General features: G+C 67.5%; 18 protein-coding genes. 15 read left to right on the forward strand and 3 right to left on the reverse strand.

The annotated features are described in order from the left end of the window. Positions 1–3: 3 nt before the first annotated feature. From ASF08_RS23615 to ASF08_RS01940, 3 genes are all read right to left on the reverse strand, one after another. Entirely contained in the window at positions 4–441 is a 438-nt protein-coding gene (locus ASF08_RS23615; RefSeq protein WP_162238934.1) for an MgtC/SapB family protein, read from the reverse strand. Between the two features lie 95 nt (positions 442–536). Further along, entirely contained in the window at positions 537–800 is a 264-nt protein-coding gene (locus tag ASF08_RS01935) for a PepSY domain-containing protein (protein WP_147829098.1), read from the reverse strand. A gap of 72 nt (positions 801–872) precedes the next feature. After that, positions 873–1247 carry a PH domain-containing protein gene (locus tag ASF08_RS01940; RefSeq protein ID WP_056140506.1) on the reverse strand — a complete coding sequence of 125 codons (375 nt, stop codon included), beginning with the start codon at positions 1245–1247 and terminating at the stop codon, positions 873–875. Between the two features lie 115 nt (positions 1248–1362). On the opposite strand from ASF08_RS01940, the gene ASF08_RS01945 reads away from it, so the two are divergent. From ASF08_RS01945 to dxr, 15 genes are all read left to right on the forward strand, one after another. Then, positions 1363–2130 carry a pyridoxine 5'-phosphate synthase gene (locus ASF08_RS01945; RefSeq protein WP_056140884.1) on the forward strand — a complete coding sequence of 256 codons (768 nt, stop codon included), beginning with the start codon at positions 1363–1365 and terminating at the stop codon, positions 2128–2130. Then, positions 2127–2582: a holo-ACP synthase gene (acpS, locus tag ASF08_RS01950; RefSeq protein WP_056140508.1), complete on the forward strand. Its 456-nt coding sequence runs from the start codon at positions 2127–2129 to the stop codon at positions 2580–2582. Before ASF08_RS01945 ends, acpS begins: the two co-directional genes overlap by 4 nt. A 60-nt stretch (positions 2583–2642) precedes the next feature. Next, entirely contained in the window at positions 2643–3443 is an 801-nt protein-coding gene (gene lepB, locus ASF08_RS01955; protein WP_027172155.1) for a signal peptidase I, read from the forward strand. Positions 3444–3454: 11 nt separating this feature from the next. Then, positions 3455–4267 carry a ribonuclease III gene (gene rnc / locus ASF08_RS01960; RefSeq protein WP_056140511.1) on the forward strand — a complete coding sequence of 271 codons (813 nt, stop codon included), beginning with the start codon at positions 3455–3457 and terminating at the stop codon, positions 4265–4267. 49 nt (positions 4268–4316) lie between these two features. Then, entirely contained in the window at positions 4317–5246 is a 930-nt protein-coding gene (gene era / locus ASF08_RS01965; RefSeq protein WP_085984279.1) for a GTPase Era, read from the forward strand. 359 nt (positions 5247–5605) lie between these two features. Then, entirely contained in the window at positions 5606–6529 is a 924-nt protein-coding gene (locus ASF08_RS01970; protein ID WP_018045037.1) for a class I SAM-dependent methyltransferase, read from the forward strand. Between the two features lie 10 nt (positions 6530–6539). Next, complete coding sequence (locus ASF08_RS01975) at positions 6540–7289, forward strand: pseudouridine synthase (RefSeq protein WP_056140515.1); 750 nt, start codon at positions 6540–6542, stop codon at positions 7287–7289. Between the two features lie 177 nt (positions 7290–7466). Next, a complete protein-coding gene (locus ASF08_RS01980) occupies positions 7467–8531 on the forward strand; it encodes a 30S ribosomal protein S2 (protein ID WP_018045035.1) in 1065 nt (354 codons plus the stop codon). A gap of 122 nt (positions 8532–8653) precedes the next feature. Further along, positions 8654–9577: a translation elongation factor Ts gene (gene tsf, locus ASF08_RS01985; protein WP_056140520.1), complete on the forward strand. Its 924-nt coding sequence runs from the start codon at positions 8654–8656 to the stop codon at positions 9575–9577. Between the two features lie 240 nt (positions 9578–9817). Beyond that, positions 9818–10540, forward strand: coding sequence for a UMP kinase (gene pyrH / locus ASF08_RS01990; protein WP_018045033.1), 723 nt, complete (start codon positions 9818–9820; stop codon positions 10538–10540). Positions 10541–10706: 166 nt separating this feature from the next. Beyond that, positions 10707–11186, forward strand: a complete 480-nt coding sequence (locus tag ASF08_RS01995; RefSeq protein ID WP_162238935.1) for a BLUF domain-containing protein — start codon at positions 10707–10709, stop codon at positions 11184–11186. A 151-nt stretch (positions 11187–11337) separates the two neighbouring features. Further along, positions 11338–11901 carry a ribosome recycling factor gene (gene frr / locus ASF08_RS02000; RefSeq protein WP_018045031.1) on the forward strand — a complete coding sequence of 188 codons (564 nt, stop codon included), beginning with the start codon at positions 11338–11340 and terminating at the stop codon, positions 11899–11901. 49 nt (positions 11902–11950) lie between these two features. After that, on the forward strand, positions 11951–12796 hold the full coding sequence (locus ASF08_RS02005) for an isoprenyl transferase (protein WP_018045030.1): 846 nt from the start codon (positions 11951–11953) through the stop codon (positions 12794–12796). Continuing rightward, positions 12796–13662, forward strand: a complete 867-nt coding sequence (locus ASF08_RS02010; RefSeq protein WP_056140526.1) for a phosphatidate cytidylyltransferase — start codon at positions 12796–12798, stop codon at positions 13660–13662. The genes ASF08_RS02005 and ASF08_RS02010 overlap by 1 nt, the downstream gene beginning before the upstream one ends. A gap of 13 nt (positions 13663–13675) precedes the next feature. Then, complete coding sequence (dxr, locus tag ASF08_RS02015) at positions 13676–14845, forward strand: 1-deoxy-D-xylulose-5-phosphate reductoisomerase (protein WP_056140530.1); 1170 nt, start codon at positions 13676–13678, stop codon at positions 14843–14845. Positions 14846–14851: the final 6 nt, after the last annotated feature.

Below are 14851 nucleotides of genomic sequence, written 5' to 3' on the forward strand. Positions count from 1 at the left end.
CCCTCAACCGCAACTATCACGAAGATGTGCCCATGTATAGCTTTGCTTATTTCTGGAAATCTCGCGCGTAATTCCGGCGAGATAATTATTCGTTTCTTCGCTTTGAATCAGACATCTTTCAAGCGCCGGATTGGGCAAGCCGCCCGCTGCCGCATCCGGCCGATGGCCTGCAACATCGTGCCGGAACCGAGAAAGCCGATGCCGGACACCACCTGCGCCGCCATGCGCGACGGATCCAGAGAGACGTTCGGCGTACCGAGAATGTCCGAAAAGCCGAAAGCCGAAAGCCGAGACGATGACGATCAGGCAGGAGCCGACGCAGACGAGCATGTGCGTCCGCATCCCCGCCGCCCAGACGAGGCGCTCGCGCTCGAAATCCACGGCGCTGCCGAGCAGCGCCGCGAGGAGAAGACGGCCCAGGATCTCGAAATTGCCGATCACGCGCAGTCCATCCGCTCAGAGCCCGTCGGTCGCTCCTAAGCAGAGACGAGGACGGCGACAATCCTGACGCCGTCCCTGTTCACCCGTCGATGGGCCTATTTGTCGGGTTTCTCGGAAATGATGGCGCCGGTCTTCGGATCGGCGTGGAACTCCATCTTCACGCCGTTCTTCATGCCCTCGCCCTCCCAATGGCCGTCATCCGCCTCGAACTCGGTGATGTCGGTATAACCGGCGGCCATCAGCTTCTGCTTGACCTGCTCGGCCGGCATCCAATCCGCACCGGGCTTGTCGGCGAGAGCGATGCCGGCGGACCCGGCGGTGAGGAGCAGGGCGAGGAGCGCGGGTTTCAGGACACTCATGGGGTTCCTCCAAGATTTCGTTTGCCGTCTAAACGCAAACATCTGCCCTGGTTTTCCGGTTCCGGAGACGAATCACCTGAGGGAGGCGGCGATCGCCTGCTGGATGCCGAGGATGTCGGCGCCGCGCTTGAGCGTCTTCCTGATCGGCTCCGGCCGGCCGGAGACCCAGATCGCCAGTTCCGAATCGAAGTCGAAACCGCCCGCCGTCTCCACCGAGAAGCAGGTGATCGCCCGATAGGGCACGGTCATGTAGGCGACCTTGCGCCCGGTCATGCCCTGCTTGTCCACGAGGATCAGCCGCCGGTCGGTGAAGACGATGAGGTCGCGGATCACCCGGAAGGCGACCTGCACCGTCTCGCCCTGGGTGAGGATTCCCGCGAGGCTGTCGTTCACCTCCTGCGGAGAGAGGTCGCTGCCATGGCCGAACAGGCCGTCGAGAATTCCCATTGCGCCGCCTATCCCGAAAATGCCGCCTCGCCCCTATCTAGGGACGAGCCGGCCCGGCACATCCTCTGCCGGTCGTCCTTTTTCTCGGGACCCGCCTGCCGTCCGGAGCCGCATGATGTCCGCTACAACCCCCGTTCCCCTGCGCCTCGGGGTGAATATCGACCACGTCGCCACCGTGCGTAACGCTCGCGGCGGCATCCATCCCGATCCCGTCGCCGCCGCCCTGCTCGCGGTGGAAGCCGGGGCGGACGGCATCACCGCGCATCTGCGCGAGGACCGCCGGCATATCCGCGACGCCGATATCGAGGCGCTGATGGGGCGGCTCTCGGTGCCGCTCAATTTCGAGATGGCCGCCACCGACGAGATGGTGGGCATCGCCGCCCGCCTGCGGCCGCACGCCTCCTGCCTCGTGCCGGAAAAGCGCGAGGAGCGCACCACCGAGGGCGGCCTCGACATCGTCGGGCAGGCGGCGCACCTCGCCCCCCGGATCGCCGCCCTGTCGGCCGCCGGCATCCGCGTTTCGCTCTTCGTCGAGCCCGACGAGGCGGTGATGGACGCAGCACTCCGTCTCGAAGCACCCGTGGTCGAACTGCATACGGGGAGCTATTGCGAAGCGGTCGCCGAGGGCAACGGCGCGCGGGTGGCGCATGAACTCGCCCGCATCGCGCGGGCCGCCGATTACGGCTCGCGGATCGGCCTCGAAGTCCATGCCGGGCACGGTCTCGCCCTCGACAGCGTCGGGCCGGTGGCGGCCCTGCCGCAGCTCGCCGAACTCAATATCGGCCACTCGCTCATCGGCGAGGCCATCTTCTGGGGGCTCGGCCAGGCGATCCGCGACATGCGCGCCGCGATGGACCGGGCGCGGGCGGGGATCGCGGCATGATCGTCGGCATCGGCTCGGACCTCTGCGACATCCGCCGGATCGAGCGGTCCCTCGCACGCTACGGCGAGCGGTTCACCCACCGGATCTATACCGATGGCGAGCGCGCGAAGTCGGAGGGCCGCGCCGCCCGCGCTCCATCCTATGCGAGGCGGTTCGCCGCCAAGGAGGCCTGCGCCAAGGCCCTTGGCACCGGCATGAGCCACGGCGTGTTCTGGCGCGACATGGAGGTGGTGAGTCTGCCGGGCGGGGCGCCGACCCTGCATCTCACCGGCGGCGCCGCGGAGCGACTGCAGGCGATGATTCCCGCCGGGCATGCCGCGAAGATCCACGTGACGCTCACCGACGATCCGCCCATGGCGCAAGCATTCGTGATCATCGAAGCCTTGCCCCTTCCGGCCGCGCATGCTGAGCCGGCGACCGCTCGCGTTGCGGCCCCCGACCGCATGGTCTAGACCGCCGGTCTTCACCGACAGTCGATCGGGTTCGCGCGTCGAGCCGGAGATTGCAGACAGATGGAACGAGCGCGCGTGGATCACCAGACGAAGCGAGACCTGAGGGCGGCCGACACCGGCGCCTGGGCGAGCATCAAGGAGACGGTCAAGGTCGGCGTCCAGGCGCTGCTGATCGCCCTCGTGGTGCGCACGCTGCTCTTCCAGCCGTTCAACATCCCCTCGGGGTCGCTGGTTCCGACGCTTCTCGTGGGCGACTACCTGTTCGTGTCCAAGTACTCCTACGGGTATTCGAAGTACTCTCTCCCCCTGAGCGAGTACCTGCCGTTCAAGGCCGATGGCCGGATCTGGGCGGCGGAGCCCAAGCGCGGCGACATCGCGGTGTTCAAGCTGCCGAAGGACAATGCCACCGACTACATCAAGCGCGTCATCGGCCTGCCCGGCGACAAGATCCAGATGAAGGCCGGCATCCTCTACATCAACGACGTGGCGGTGAAGCGTGAGCGCATCGCCCCCTACGAGACCACCGGTCCCTACGGCGAGGAAACGAAAGTCGAGCAATATACCGAGACCCTGCCCAACGGCGTGGTGCATCAGGTGATCGAGCGCGAGGGCGACAACGGCTACTGGGACAATACCGAGCCTTATCTGGTGCCGCCGGGCCGTTACTTCATGATGGGCGACAACCGCGACAATTCCACGGATTCGCGCGATCTCGCCAATGTCGGCTTCGTCCCGTTCGAGAATTTCGTCGGCCGCGCCGAAATGATCTTCTTCTCCATCGACGAGGGCACGCCCGCCTGGCAGATTTGGCAATGGCCGACGAAGGTGCGGTGGGGCCGCATCTTCAGCAGCATCCATTAGGACGATCGATCGTGGGTGAGGAGGCGCGTCCTTCCAGCCGGGCGCGGCGCGCACCGCGACCCAAGCCCGGCCTGAACGTGCTCGAAGAGCGGATCGGCCATGTCTTTGCCGACCGCAGCCTGCTGTCCCTGGCCCTGACCCATGTCAGCAAGGCCGGCGGCGGTGGACGGGTGGGAAGCTACCAGCGCCTCGAGTTCCTCGGTGACCGGGTGCTCGGCCTCGCCATCGCGGACCTCCTCTACGAAGCCTTTCCCCAGGCGGATGAGGGTGACCTGTCGCGGCGTCTCGCCGGGCTCGTGCGCCGGGAGACCTGTGCCGCCGTGGCGACGGCCTGGGATGTCGGGCCGCATCTCGCCCTCGGCCCGGGCGAGATCCAGAGCGGCGGCCGCCGCAACCAGACGATCCTGGCCGATGCCTGCGAATCGATCCTCGGCGCGGTCTTCCTCGATGCCGGATACGAGGCGGCCAAAGCCATCGTCCTGGCGGCCTTCGCGCCCGGCACCGACACGGCGGCGCCGCGCGGACGCGACGCGAAATCAGCCCTTCAGGAATGGGCGATGGGGCGCGCCCTGCCGATCCCGGTCTACGACGTCGTGGAGCGGTCCGGCCCGGACCATGCCCCCGTCTTCCGGATCGCCGCGCGTGTCGAGGGCCTGGAGCCTGGATACGGCACCGGCCCTTCGAAACGCCTCGCCGAGCAGGAGGCCGCCCGCCTCGTCCTCGACCGCGAGGTCCAGGGTGTGAGCCAGCAACCTGGCGCGCGCCCCCTCAACGGAATGGAGACGTCGGCGGACGTCGGTGAAGAAAGCGACTCCGATGCCTGACGACCACAACGATTTCGACGACGAGGACGACCTGACCCCTCAGGCCCCGATGCCCGAGATCAAGCCGCTGCCGGTCATCCCGGCGGATTCGAGCGCGGGCTTCGTCGCCCTGATCGGCGTTCCCAATGCCGGCAAGTCGACCCTGCTCAACAGCCTCGTGGGCACGAAGGTCTCCATCGTCTCCCGCAAGGTCCAGACGACGCGGGCGCTGGTGCGCGGCATCGTCATGGAGGGCAGCGCCCAGATCATCCTGGTGGACACGCCCGGCATCTTCGCGCCGAAGCGCCGCCTCGACCGGGCGATGGTGCATTCCGCCTGGAGCGGGGCCGCCGATGCGGACGCGATCTGCCTGCTGGTCGATGCCCGCAAGGGCGTCACCGAGGAGGTCGAGGCGATCCTCGCCCGTCTGCCCGAGGTGCGCCGCCCCAAGGCACTGATCCTCAATAAGATCGACCTGATCCCGCGCGACCGGCTGCTGGCGCTGGCCGCCTCGCTCAACGAGCGCATCGCCTTCGCCCACACCTTCATGATCTCCGCGCTCAACGGCGACGGCATCGATACGCTGCGCAAGACCCTGGCCGGGATGATGCAGCCCGGCCCCTGGCTCTACCCGGAGGACCAGGTCTCCGACGCTCCGCTCCGCATGCTCGCCGCGGAGATCACCCGCGAGAAGCTCTACGACAGGCTCCACGAGGAACTGCCCTACCGCTCCACCGTCGAGACCGATCAATGGGTGGCCAAGACCGATGGCTCTGTCCGGATCGAGCAGACGATCTTCGTGGAGCGCGAGAGCCAGCGCTCCATCGTGCTCGGCAAGGGCGGACAGACCATCAAGGCGATCGGGCAGGCGGCGCGACGCGAGATCGCCGAGGCGGCCGATCAGCCCGTCCACCTGTTCCTGCACGTCAAGGTGCGCGAGAACTGGGCCGACGACCCGGCGCGCTATCGCGAAATGGGACTCGAATTCCCGCGCGGCTAAAGGAAGGCCCTATGTCGCACGGCATGATCCGAGGTATCGGATACTCGTTTCATGCTGCGCCGCCGCATAAACCACAGTATCGCTTCGCGGAAGGTTGGGGTTCTCAAGGCGGAGTTGCAATTGAAAGGCCTGCTTTGAATGATTTCGTACAGAACAGCTTGGCAATGACTTGACAGGCTGTTGCCAACCGATTCGCTCGATTTTGCGAATTTGGCGGATGCCTCGAAGATAACCTTTCCAACGAGGCCATCGCCGGCTACCAATCACGAAGCCGCACCCGATTCCGAGTCGCGGACCTCTCTATCCTCCTCTCAACGCCCAACTCTCGAGGCGCGCGTGCTGTCGCGCCGGATCCATCAATGATGCCTTCTCCCACCGTCCCGGATGCCGTCTATGGTTCACCTCCCGCCGAACTCGCCGACGTGTCCGCAGGAGCGGCCCAACTCTCGCCGCTGATCCCCGGATCGGTCCGGCTCGAGGACATCGCCGAGGGCAGCCTCGAGAGCGTGACCATGCTGGCCCCGGCGGGGACGATCGAGCGGCGCTACGCACTCTCCCTGTCGTTGCGCGCCCTGCGTCCGGGCGGTCGTCTGCGTGCCCTGGCGCCGAAGGACAAGGGCGGCGCCCGCCTCGGCCGAGAGCTGAAGGAGTTCGGCTGCGAGCCGGCCGAGACCGCCAAGCGGCATCACCGGATCTGCGAGGTCGCCCGGCCCGCCGCGATCATCGACCTCGACGAGGTGATCCAGGAAGGCGCCCCCCGCCATATCGACAACCTCGCCCTGTGCACGCAGCCCGGCGTCTTCTCCTGGGACCGGCTCGATCCGGGCACGGCGCTGCTCCTGGCCAACCTGCCGGCCCTGTCTGGCCGGGGCGCCGATTTCGGCTGCGGTATCGGCGTCCTCGCCCGTGCCGTCCTCGCCTCCCAGGGGGTCACCGCGCTGACCCTGATCGACATCGACCGGCGCGCCGTGGAGATGGCCCGCCGCAACGTGGGCGATCCCCGCGCCGATATCCGCTGGGCCGACATCCGCTCCACCGACGTCACCCTCGAGCGTCTCGACTTCGTGGTGATGAACCCGCCCTTCCACGATGGCGGGATCGAGGATCGCTTCCTCGGCGAGGTCTTCATCCGGCGCGCCGCCGAGACGTTGAGGCCCGGCGGCACGCTCTGGCTGACGGCCAACGCGCACCTGCCCTACGAGGCACCCCTGAAGGCCGCCTTCAAGGCCGTCACGCTGAGGGCCTCGGCCGGCGGCTACAAGATCTACGAAGCGCGCAAGTGAGCGTGCCTTCGTGAGCAAGAGCCCGAGCCTCAGGCTCGATCGCCTGCTGGCGAATCTCGGTTACGGCTCGCGCCGGGAGATCGGCCTTCTCGCCAAGGCCGGCCTCGTCGTTCTCGACGGCGCGCCTTTGCGGGACGCGAGCCAGCGCATCGCCGCGACGCCGGATCTGTCGGAGCGCATGGTCGTCGATGGCGATCCCCTGGATCCGCCGCCCGGCCTCGCCTTGATGATGAACAAGCCGCTGGGCGTCACCTGCTCTCACAAGGAGGCCGGTCCCCTGGTCTACGGGCTCCTTCCAGAGCGCTGGAGAAGGCGCGACCCGGCCCTCTCCACCATCGGCCGCCTCGACAAGGAAACCTCCGGTCTCCTGCTCCTCACCGATGACGGGCCTTTCCTGCACAAGGTGATTTCGCCGAAATCGAAAGTCGCCAAGCGCTACCGTGTCGCCCTCGACCGTCCGCTCAAGGGCGACGAGGTCATGGTGCTGGGCAGCGGCTCGATGCTGCTCGAAGGAGAGGACAAGCCGCTCCTGCCGGTGGAGATGGAAGTCGAGGACGAGACCCATGTGGTCGTGACCCTGCATGAGGGCCGCTATCATCAGGTCCGCCGCATGTTCGCGGCGCTCGGCAACCACGTCACCGCCCTGCATCGCGACCGCATCGGCGGCCTGACCCTGCCGGCCGACCTGGAAGCCGGCGCCTACCGCATCCTCACCAAGGGGGATGTCGCGGCCTTGTTCGGCGAGGCACCGGCTGCCTGATTCGCTGCCTGCGATGTCCTTCGCATAGCCTTGCCTCGGCAGATATCCTCTGCTAAGGCCCCGCCCATTCCACACGCGGAGCCGGCCTCATGCCTGAATGAGGCGTTTCCGGTGATCGTTCCTTTCGAGGGGCGGTCGCTTCCTCCGCGGCGGCATCAACCGGAAGAGAAAACGATCATGGCCGTTGATTTCACGATGCGTCAGCTCCTCGAAGCGGGCGCCCATTTCGGACACCAGTCCCACCGCTGGAACCCGAAGATGCAGACCTACATCTTCGGTACCCGCAACAACATCCACATCATCGATCTGGCCCAGACCGTGCCGGCTCTTCACCAGGCCCTCCAGGCCGTGAGCGACACCGTGGCCAAGGGCGGCCGCGTGCTGTTCGTCGGTACCAAGCGTCAGGCCGCCGACACGATCGCGGAAGCCGCCAAGCGTTCGGCCCAGTACTACGTCAACTCCCGCTGGCTCGGCGGCATGCTGACCAACTGGAAGACCATCTCGGGCTCGATCGCCCGTCTGCGCAAGGTCGACGAGACCCTCGAAGGTGGTGGCCAGGGCCTCACCAAGAAGGAGCGCCTGATGCTGTCCCGTGAGAAGGACAAGCTCGAGAAGGCTCTCGGCGGCATCAAGGACATGGGCGGCGTGCCTGATCTGCTGTTCGTGATCGACACCAACAAGGAGCAGCTCGCGATCAAGGAGGCCCAGCGCCTCGGGATCCCGGTGGCGGCCATCGTCGACACCAACTGCAACCCCGACGGCATCACCTACGTCGTCCCGGCGAACGACGATGCCGGCCGCGCGATCTCGCTCTATTGCGACCTCATCGCCCGCGCCGCCATCGACGGCATCTCGCGTGGCCAGGGCTCCAGCGGCGTCGATCTCGGCGCCTCCGAGGCTCCCGTCGCCGAGGAACTCCCGCAGGAAGAGGCTGCCATCTCGGTGGAATCCGGTGCTCTCGACCCGGCCGACGTGGCCGCACTCGTCGAGTCCACCGAGCATTTCGAACTGCTCTCCGCTCCCCGCGGCGCTCCGGACGACCTGTCCAAGCTCCACGGTGCCGGCCCGCAGATCGTGCAGAAGCTCAACGATGCCGGCGTCTACCATTACTGGCAGATCGCCGCGATGACCGACGCGGAAGTCGCGAAGGTCGATGCCGACCTGAAGCTCAACGGCCGTATCAGCCGCGACGGCTGGGTCGATCAGGCCCGTGGCTTCGCCGAGGCCGCTGCCGCCGTTTGATCGCACAGGCATCCCGGTGACGGGACGCCGCCGCTGACGTCGAAACCATCCCCGAAGCCCGGCGCTGACCCTAGCGTCGGGCTCCTTTATCATTTGAGACAGACCCGAAGAGAGGACTCGCCATGGCCAACATCACCGCCGCATTGGTGAAAGAGCTCCGCGAAAAGACCGGCGCGGGCATGATGGACTGCAAGGGCGCACTCAACGAGACGGACGGCGACATCGAAGCCGCCGTCGACTGGCTGCGTAAGAAGGGCCTCGCCAAGGCCGCCAAGAAGGCCGGCCGCGTCGCCGCCGAGGGCCTCGTGGCCGTCGAATCGTCGGGCCATCACGCCGCCATCGTCGAGGTGAATTCCGAGACCGACTTCGTGGCCCGCAACGACAGCTTCCAGGGCTTCGCCCGCGAGGCCGCCAAGCTCGCCCTCGACACCGACGGCACCCTCGAAGGCCTCGAGGCCGCGCACTTCCCCGGCGGCTCCACGACGATCAAGGAGACGCTCTCCAGCCTCATCGCCACCATCGGCGAGAACATGACCCTGCGCCGCGTCGCCAAGCTCGACGTGACCAAGGGCGTGATCGCGTCCTACGTCCATGCCCAGGTCGCCGACGGCCTCGGCAAGATCGGCGTGCTGGTGGCTCTCGAATCGGAGGGCGATGTGGAGGTTCTCTCCACCCTCGGCCGTCAGATCGCCATGCACGTCGCGGCCACCAACCCGGTGGCCCTCGACGCAGCGGGCGTCGATCAGGCCGTGCTGGAGCGTGAGAGCAACATCCTGCGCGAGAAGAACGCCGGCAAGCCGGACCACGTGCTCGCCAAGATCGTCGAGAGCGGCCTGAAGAGCTACTACAAGGAGGTCACCCTCCTGGAGCAGCCCTTCGTCCATGACGGCTCCAAGACCATCACGCAGGTGCTGAAGGAAGCCGAGGGCAAGGCCGGCGCGCCGGTCAAGCTCACGGCCTTCGTGCGCTACGCCCTCGGCGAGGGCATCGAGAAGGAAGAAGCCCCCGATTTCGCCACCGAAGTCGCCGCCGCCGCCCGCGGCTGATACGGCCTTCGATCCGAGACGGGTCTCCCTGTGAAACGGGCGGCGGCAGCGATGCCGCCGCCCGTTTCGCGTTTCCGGTCCCCGGCCTCGTCGCGTCTCTCCACAGGCTTGGGGGCGAGATGGGGGATGACGCGCTAACGGCGTCCTGCCCCTCGACCTTCGCGACCGCCTTGCGATAGACAGCGGACACTTCCGATTGGATCGTTCGGCCTTGCGCCGGTGCTCGAGGGGACTGGCGCCATGTCGAAGACCAAACCGTTTCGCCGCGTGCTCGTGAAACTGTCGGGCGAGGCCCTGGCCGCCCCGGACGGGTATTGGCTGCATCCCCCGCTTCTCGCGGCCCTGGCGGACGATATCGCCAAGACCTTGGAGGCCGGCTTCCAGGTCGCCCTCGTGGTCGGCGGCGGCAACATGATCCGGGGCGCGCGCATCTCGTCGGCGGGGTGGATCGACCGGGCCACCGGCGACTCGCTGGGCATGATCGCCACGGTGATGAACTCCCTCGCACTGGAGACGGCGCTGAATGCCGCCGGCGTGCCCGCCCGCACCATGTCCGCCGTGTCGATGCCGACCATCTGCGAGACCTATGCGCGCCAGCCGGCCCTTCACCATCTCGACAAGGGCCAGGTGGTCGTCCTCGCCGGCGGCACCGGCAACCCGTATTTCACCACCGACACCGCCGCCGTCCTGCGCGCGGCCGAACTGCGCTGCGGAGCTGTGCTCAAGGCGACCCAGGTGGACGGTGTCTATTCGGCCGATCCGAAGAAGGACCCTTCGGCGGTGCGGTTCGATCGCCTGACCCATGACGATGCCATCGCCCGCGATCTCAAGATCATGGATACCGCCGCCTTCGCTCTCGCCCGCGAGAGCCGCATCTCCATCGTCGTCGGCTCGGTCCACGCGCCGAGTTCGGTGACCGCGATCCTCACCGGGAACGCCCCTTCGACGCATGTCGTGCCCTGACGGCACCCTGTCTCAAGTATCGGATTGGCCGTGCCGCGTTAATGCGCGGCGGTCTGTCAGTCGATCGATGATTCTGTCCTCAGGGTTTCTTGAGGATTTTAGGTCGTCCTGGGAAAGGGAACGCCTGCCGCACGCCCGAAGCGGCTACCGAGCATAGTCGATGCCCTTGTCGCAGATCGTTTTCTATAGCCGGAATCTCGTCAAGCTGACGGGTGGTTCGATGCGCGACATGGTCCGGGACATCCTGGCCTCCTGCAGCCGCTACGATCGCGCGTCCGGCATGACCGGGGCCCTCGTGTTCAACGAGGATTTCTTCCTCCAGGCCATGGAGGGCGAGGCATCGACGATCTCGGAGCAGCTCTGGACCCTGGCGGCGGACAGCCGTCACAGCGGCATGGTCCTCGTCTCGGCCGCCCCGGTGCAGCAGCGTTCGTTGGGGGGATGGACGGTGGGCTATGCCGGCCGTTCGGAGGCCCTCAACGCCCTCTATCTCCAATACGGTCCCACCGCGAAGTTCGACCCCACGGAGATGTCCGCGACGTCCATCATCGCCCTGCTCCGGGCGTTCACGGAGCTCGATGCGAGCCATTTCGTGCAGCGCTCGGGCCAGCCGGGGATCGTGCCGATGAAGCCGGTCGCGCGATAGGCCGATCGCGAACCCGGCTCGCACCGGCGATTTGATCCGCCGCAGCTGCGAACGCCATTTGCGACCTGTCGGATTTTGGTTCATTGAGGCCGCACGCACGGGCCCCGGCGGCCCAACGCCCTTTCTCCCTAATTTCGTCGGGACACACAGTATGGCGACCCCAGAGTTCGACCTGAACGATATCAAGCGCCGGATGCAGGGCGCCGTGAGCGCCTTGTCGAAGGATCTCGGCTCCCTGCGCACCGGACGCGCCACTCCGAGCATCCTCGATCCGATCAACGTCGATGCCTACGGGTCGTCGATGCCGATGGCCCAGGTCGCCACGGTGAGCGTGCCCGAACCGCGCCTCCTGTCGATCTCGGTCTGGGACCGGAGCATGGTCGCTGCCGTGGAGAAGGCCATCCGCGAATCCGATCTCGGGCTGAACCCCCAGACCGAAGGCCAGACCATCCGCCTGCGCGTGCCGGAGATGAACGAGCAGCGCCGCAAGGAAATGGTCAAGGTCGCCCACAAATACACCGAGGAGGCCCGCGTCGCGGTCCGCCACGTCCGCCGCGATGCGCTCGACCATCTCAAGAAGCTCGAGAAGGACAGCGCCATCAGCGAGGACGACGAGAAGCGTCAGGCCACCGAGGTGCAGAAGGTGACCGACCAGCACATCGCCGAGATCGACGGCGTTCTCGCCTCGAAGGAAAAGGAAATCATGCAGGTCTAGGTTTCGGACAGGTATGGAATCGACGGAATCAGGGACGGGGAGAAGCGCGTTGGGTCGCTCAGAGGGCGCGCGTCAGATCGAGGTATCTGCGGCCGGGGATAGGGATGCGGCCGCTGCCACGGTCGGCCTCGCCTCGCGCGATGCCGCGCCGTCGGGGGCCGGCCCGTCTCCCGTCACCCGTCCGGCGGCACCCGCCCATGTGGCCATCATCATGGATGGCAACGGCCGCTGGGCCGCGCGCCGTGGTCTGCCGCGTGTGGAGGGGCATCGCCGCGGCGTCGAGGCCGTCCGTCGCGCGGTCCGCTCCGCGATCGAACTCGGCGTTTCCTATCTGACGATCTACAGCTTCTCCTCCGAGAACTGGCGCCGGCCACCGGCCGAGATCGCCGATCTCATGGGCCTGCTGAAGCTGTTCGTGCGCCGCGACCTCGCCGAGCTCCACGGCAACAACGTGCGCGTCAAGATCATCGGCGCCCGCGAGGGCCTGAGCACCGATATCGCCGCCCTGCTCGACGAGGCCGAGTCGCGGACCCGCGGCAATACCGGCCTCACCCTGGTGATCGCCTTCAATTACGGCGGGCGCCAGGAGATCCTCCGGGCGGTCCGGACCCTCGCCCAGGCCGTGGCCGACGGGCGGATGAGCCCTGCCGAGATCGGCCTCGAAGCCATCACCCAAGCCCTCGACACCACCGGCATTCCCGATCCCGACCTCGTCATTCGGACCTCCGGCGAGCAGCGCCTGTCGAACTTCCTCACGTGGCAGACGGCCTACGCCGAATACGTGATCGTGCCGGAATTCTGGCCGGATTTCGATCACGCCTGCTTCCATGCGGCCATCGACGAGTATCATCGCCGCGACCGCCGCTTCGGCGGCCTCAGCGGCAAGGCCGGGTGATGGTCTCGCCCGGCGACGCGGCGTCCGCCCCGAGGCGTGGCCCCCTCGGCGGCCGCGAGTTCCAGCTGCGCACCGCGTCGGCCATCGTGCTGGCGACCATAGTACTGACCACGCTGTTCCTCGGCGGCTGGGCCTTCGCCGCCATCTGGCTCATCGCCGGCATCGTCTTCGCGGGCGAATGGATCACGATCAGCCGGATCGCGCCGCTCAGGCCTACCGTTGCGATCACGGGCCTGGGGCTGGCCGGCCTCGCCCTCTGCCTGCGCCTTGATGCAGCGCCGCCGATCTGGCTCGCGGTCACCGGCGCCGCCCTCGTAGCGCTCCTCGTCACCGTGAGGGATTCCGGCGGGCGGGGCCGCGTCCTCATCGGCTTCCTCAGCGCCGCCGTGCTGGCCCTGGTTCCCCCGGCCCTGCGCGACGACCCGGCCATCGGCATCTTCGGCCCGGCCTGGATGTTCGCCGTGGTCTGGTCCACGGATATCGTTGCCTACATCACCGGCCGGACCTTCGGCGGGCCGAAGCTGATGCCGTCGGTGAGCCCCAAGAAGACGTGGTCTGGTTCCCTCGGCGGCCTCGCGGCGGGCATCGCCGCCGGCACCCTGCTGGTGATGGCCGCGCGCTCGCAGGGGTGGAGCAGTCTGGCGAATGCACCCCTCGTCGCGGTCGCCATCACGAGTGCCCTCGCGTCCATCCTGAGTCAGGCCGGCGATCTCGCCGAATCAGGTCTCAAGCGTCATTACGGCGTCAAGGATTCGGGCCGTTCGATCCCGGGCCATGGCGGTGTCATGGATCGGCTCGACGGCTTCTTCGCCGTGGCCGTCCTCGCCGGCCTCTATCTCATCGCCCACCGCCTGGCGGTGGTCTGAAGGAATCGATTCGTTGACCCATACCGTCACCATCCTCGGCGCCACCGGGTCCATCGGTCGTTCCACCACCGACCTCCTGGCGCAACATCCCGGGCGCTTCCGGATCGGCGCCCTCGTCGGTGGCCGCGATGCCGCTGCTTTGGCAAAGCTCGCTCGCGACATCGGCGCGGATTTCGCCGCGCTCGCCGACGAGAGCCAGGGGCCGGCCCTGCGCGAGGCGCTTTCCGGCACCGGCATCGCCAATGGGGCAGGCGATAGCGCCGTCCTCGAAGCCGTGGCCCGTGACGCCGACATCGTCGTGGCGGCGGTGAGCGGCGCGGCCGGCCTGCGGCCGACCCATGCGGCCCTGCGCCTCGGCCGCACGGTGGCGCTCGCCAACAAGGAGAGCCTCGTCTGCGCCGGCGATGCGTTCATGCGCGATGCCGCGCGGTTCAAGGCGACGCTGCTGCCCGTGGATTCCGAGCACAATGCGCTGGCGCAGGCTCTCGGAGACGGCCGTGTCTCCGACGTGACCAAGATGACCATCACCGCCTCCGGCGGCCCTTTCCGCACCTGGACGCGGGAGCGCATCGCGGCGGCCTCGCCCACCGAGGCCGCGGCCCATCCGACCTGGTCGATGGGGATGAAGATCAACATCGATTCGGCGTCGCTGATGAACAAGGGCCTCGAACTCATCGAGGCGCATCACCTGTTCGCCATCGAGGCCGAGCGCCTCGACGTGATCGTGCATCCGCAATCCATCGTGCACGGCCTCATCACCTGGCGCGACGGCGCCGTGACGGCCGGTCTCGCCATGCCGGACATGCGCGTCCCCATCGCCCATTGTCTCGGCCTCGGCGACCGCCTGACCATCGAGCGGGGACGCTCCCTCGATCTCGCCGCCGTCGGCAGCCTCACCTTCGAGGCAGCGGACGAGGCGCGCTTCCCCTGCCTGCGCATCGCCCGCGCGGCGCTTGCGGAGGGCGGTGCTGCCCCGACGGTGATGAACGCCGCCAACGAGATCGCCGTGGCCGCCTTCATCCGCGGCGAGATCGACTTCTACGGCATCGCCGAATTGGTGGAGCGGGCTTGCGAGCATTTCGCCCCGGAGTATCGCAGCGCGCCCGCCGACGTGGACGAGGCTCTGGCCATCGACGCCCATGTCCGTGCCTGGAGCGCCAAGGCGCTGCCTTCGGCCGCCTGAGGTCAG

Source organism: Methylobacterium sp. Leaf85, from assembly GCF_001422125.1.
Lineage (GTDB): Bacteria > Pseudomonadota > Alphaproteobacteria > Rhizobiales > Beijerinckiaceae > Methylobacterium > Methylobacterium bullatum.

What these genes read in the sequence shown, in the direction of transcription:
- era (WP_085984279.1), top strand. Translation starts at nt 4,317, where the DNA reads ATGCCCGAGATCAAGCCGCTGCCGGTCATCCCGGCGGATTCGAGCGCG.
- ASF08_RS01945 (WP_056140884.1), top strand. Translation starts at nt 1,363, where the DNA reads ATGTCCGCTACAACCCCCGTTCCCCTGCGCCTCGGGGTGAATATCGAC.
- ASF08_RS01940 (WP_056140506.1), bottom strand. Translation starts at nt 1,247, where the DNA reads ATGGGAATTCTCGACGGCCTGTTCGGCCATGGCAGCGACCTCTCTCCG.
- ASF08_RS01970 (WP_018045037.1), top strand. Translation starts at nt 5,606, where the DNA reads ATGATGCCTTCTCCCACCGTCCCGGATGCCGTCTATGGTTCACCTCCC.
- ASF08_RS01980 (WP_018045035.1), top strand. Translation starts at nt 7,467, where the DNA reads ATGGCCGTTGATTTCACGATGCGTCAGCTCCTCGAAGCGGGCGCCCAT.
- lepB (WP_027172155.1), top strand. Translation starts at nt 2,643, where the DNA reads ATGGAACGAGCGCGCGTGGATCACCAGACGAAGCGAGACCTGAGGGCG.
- tsf (WP_056140520.1), top strand. Translation starts at nt 8,654, where the DNA reads ATGGCCAACATCACCGCCGCATTGGTGAAAGAGCTCCGCGAAAAGACC.
- ASF08_RS02010 (WP_056140526.1), top strand. Translation starts at nt 12,796, where the DNA reads ATGGTCTCGCCCGGCGACGCGGCGTCCGCCCCGAGGCGTGGCCCCCTC.
- ASF08_RS01935 (WP_147829098.1), bottom strand. Translation starts at nt 800, where the DNA reads ATGAGTGTCCTGAAACCCGCGCTCCTCGCCCTGCTCCTCACCGCCGGG.
- acpS (WP_056140508.1), top strand. Translation starts at nt 2,127, where the DNA reads ATGATCGTCGGCATCGGCTCGGACCTCTGCGACATCCGCCGGATCGAG.
- frr (WP_018045031.1), top strand. Translation starts at nt 11,338, where the DNA reads ATGGCGACCCCAGAGTTCGACCTGAACGATATCAAGCGCCGGATGCAG.
- pyrH (WP_018045033.1), top strand. Translation starts at nt 9,818, where the DNA reads ATGTCGAAGACCAAACCGTTTCGCCGCGTGCTCGTGAAACTGTCGGGC.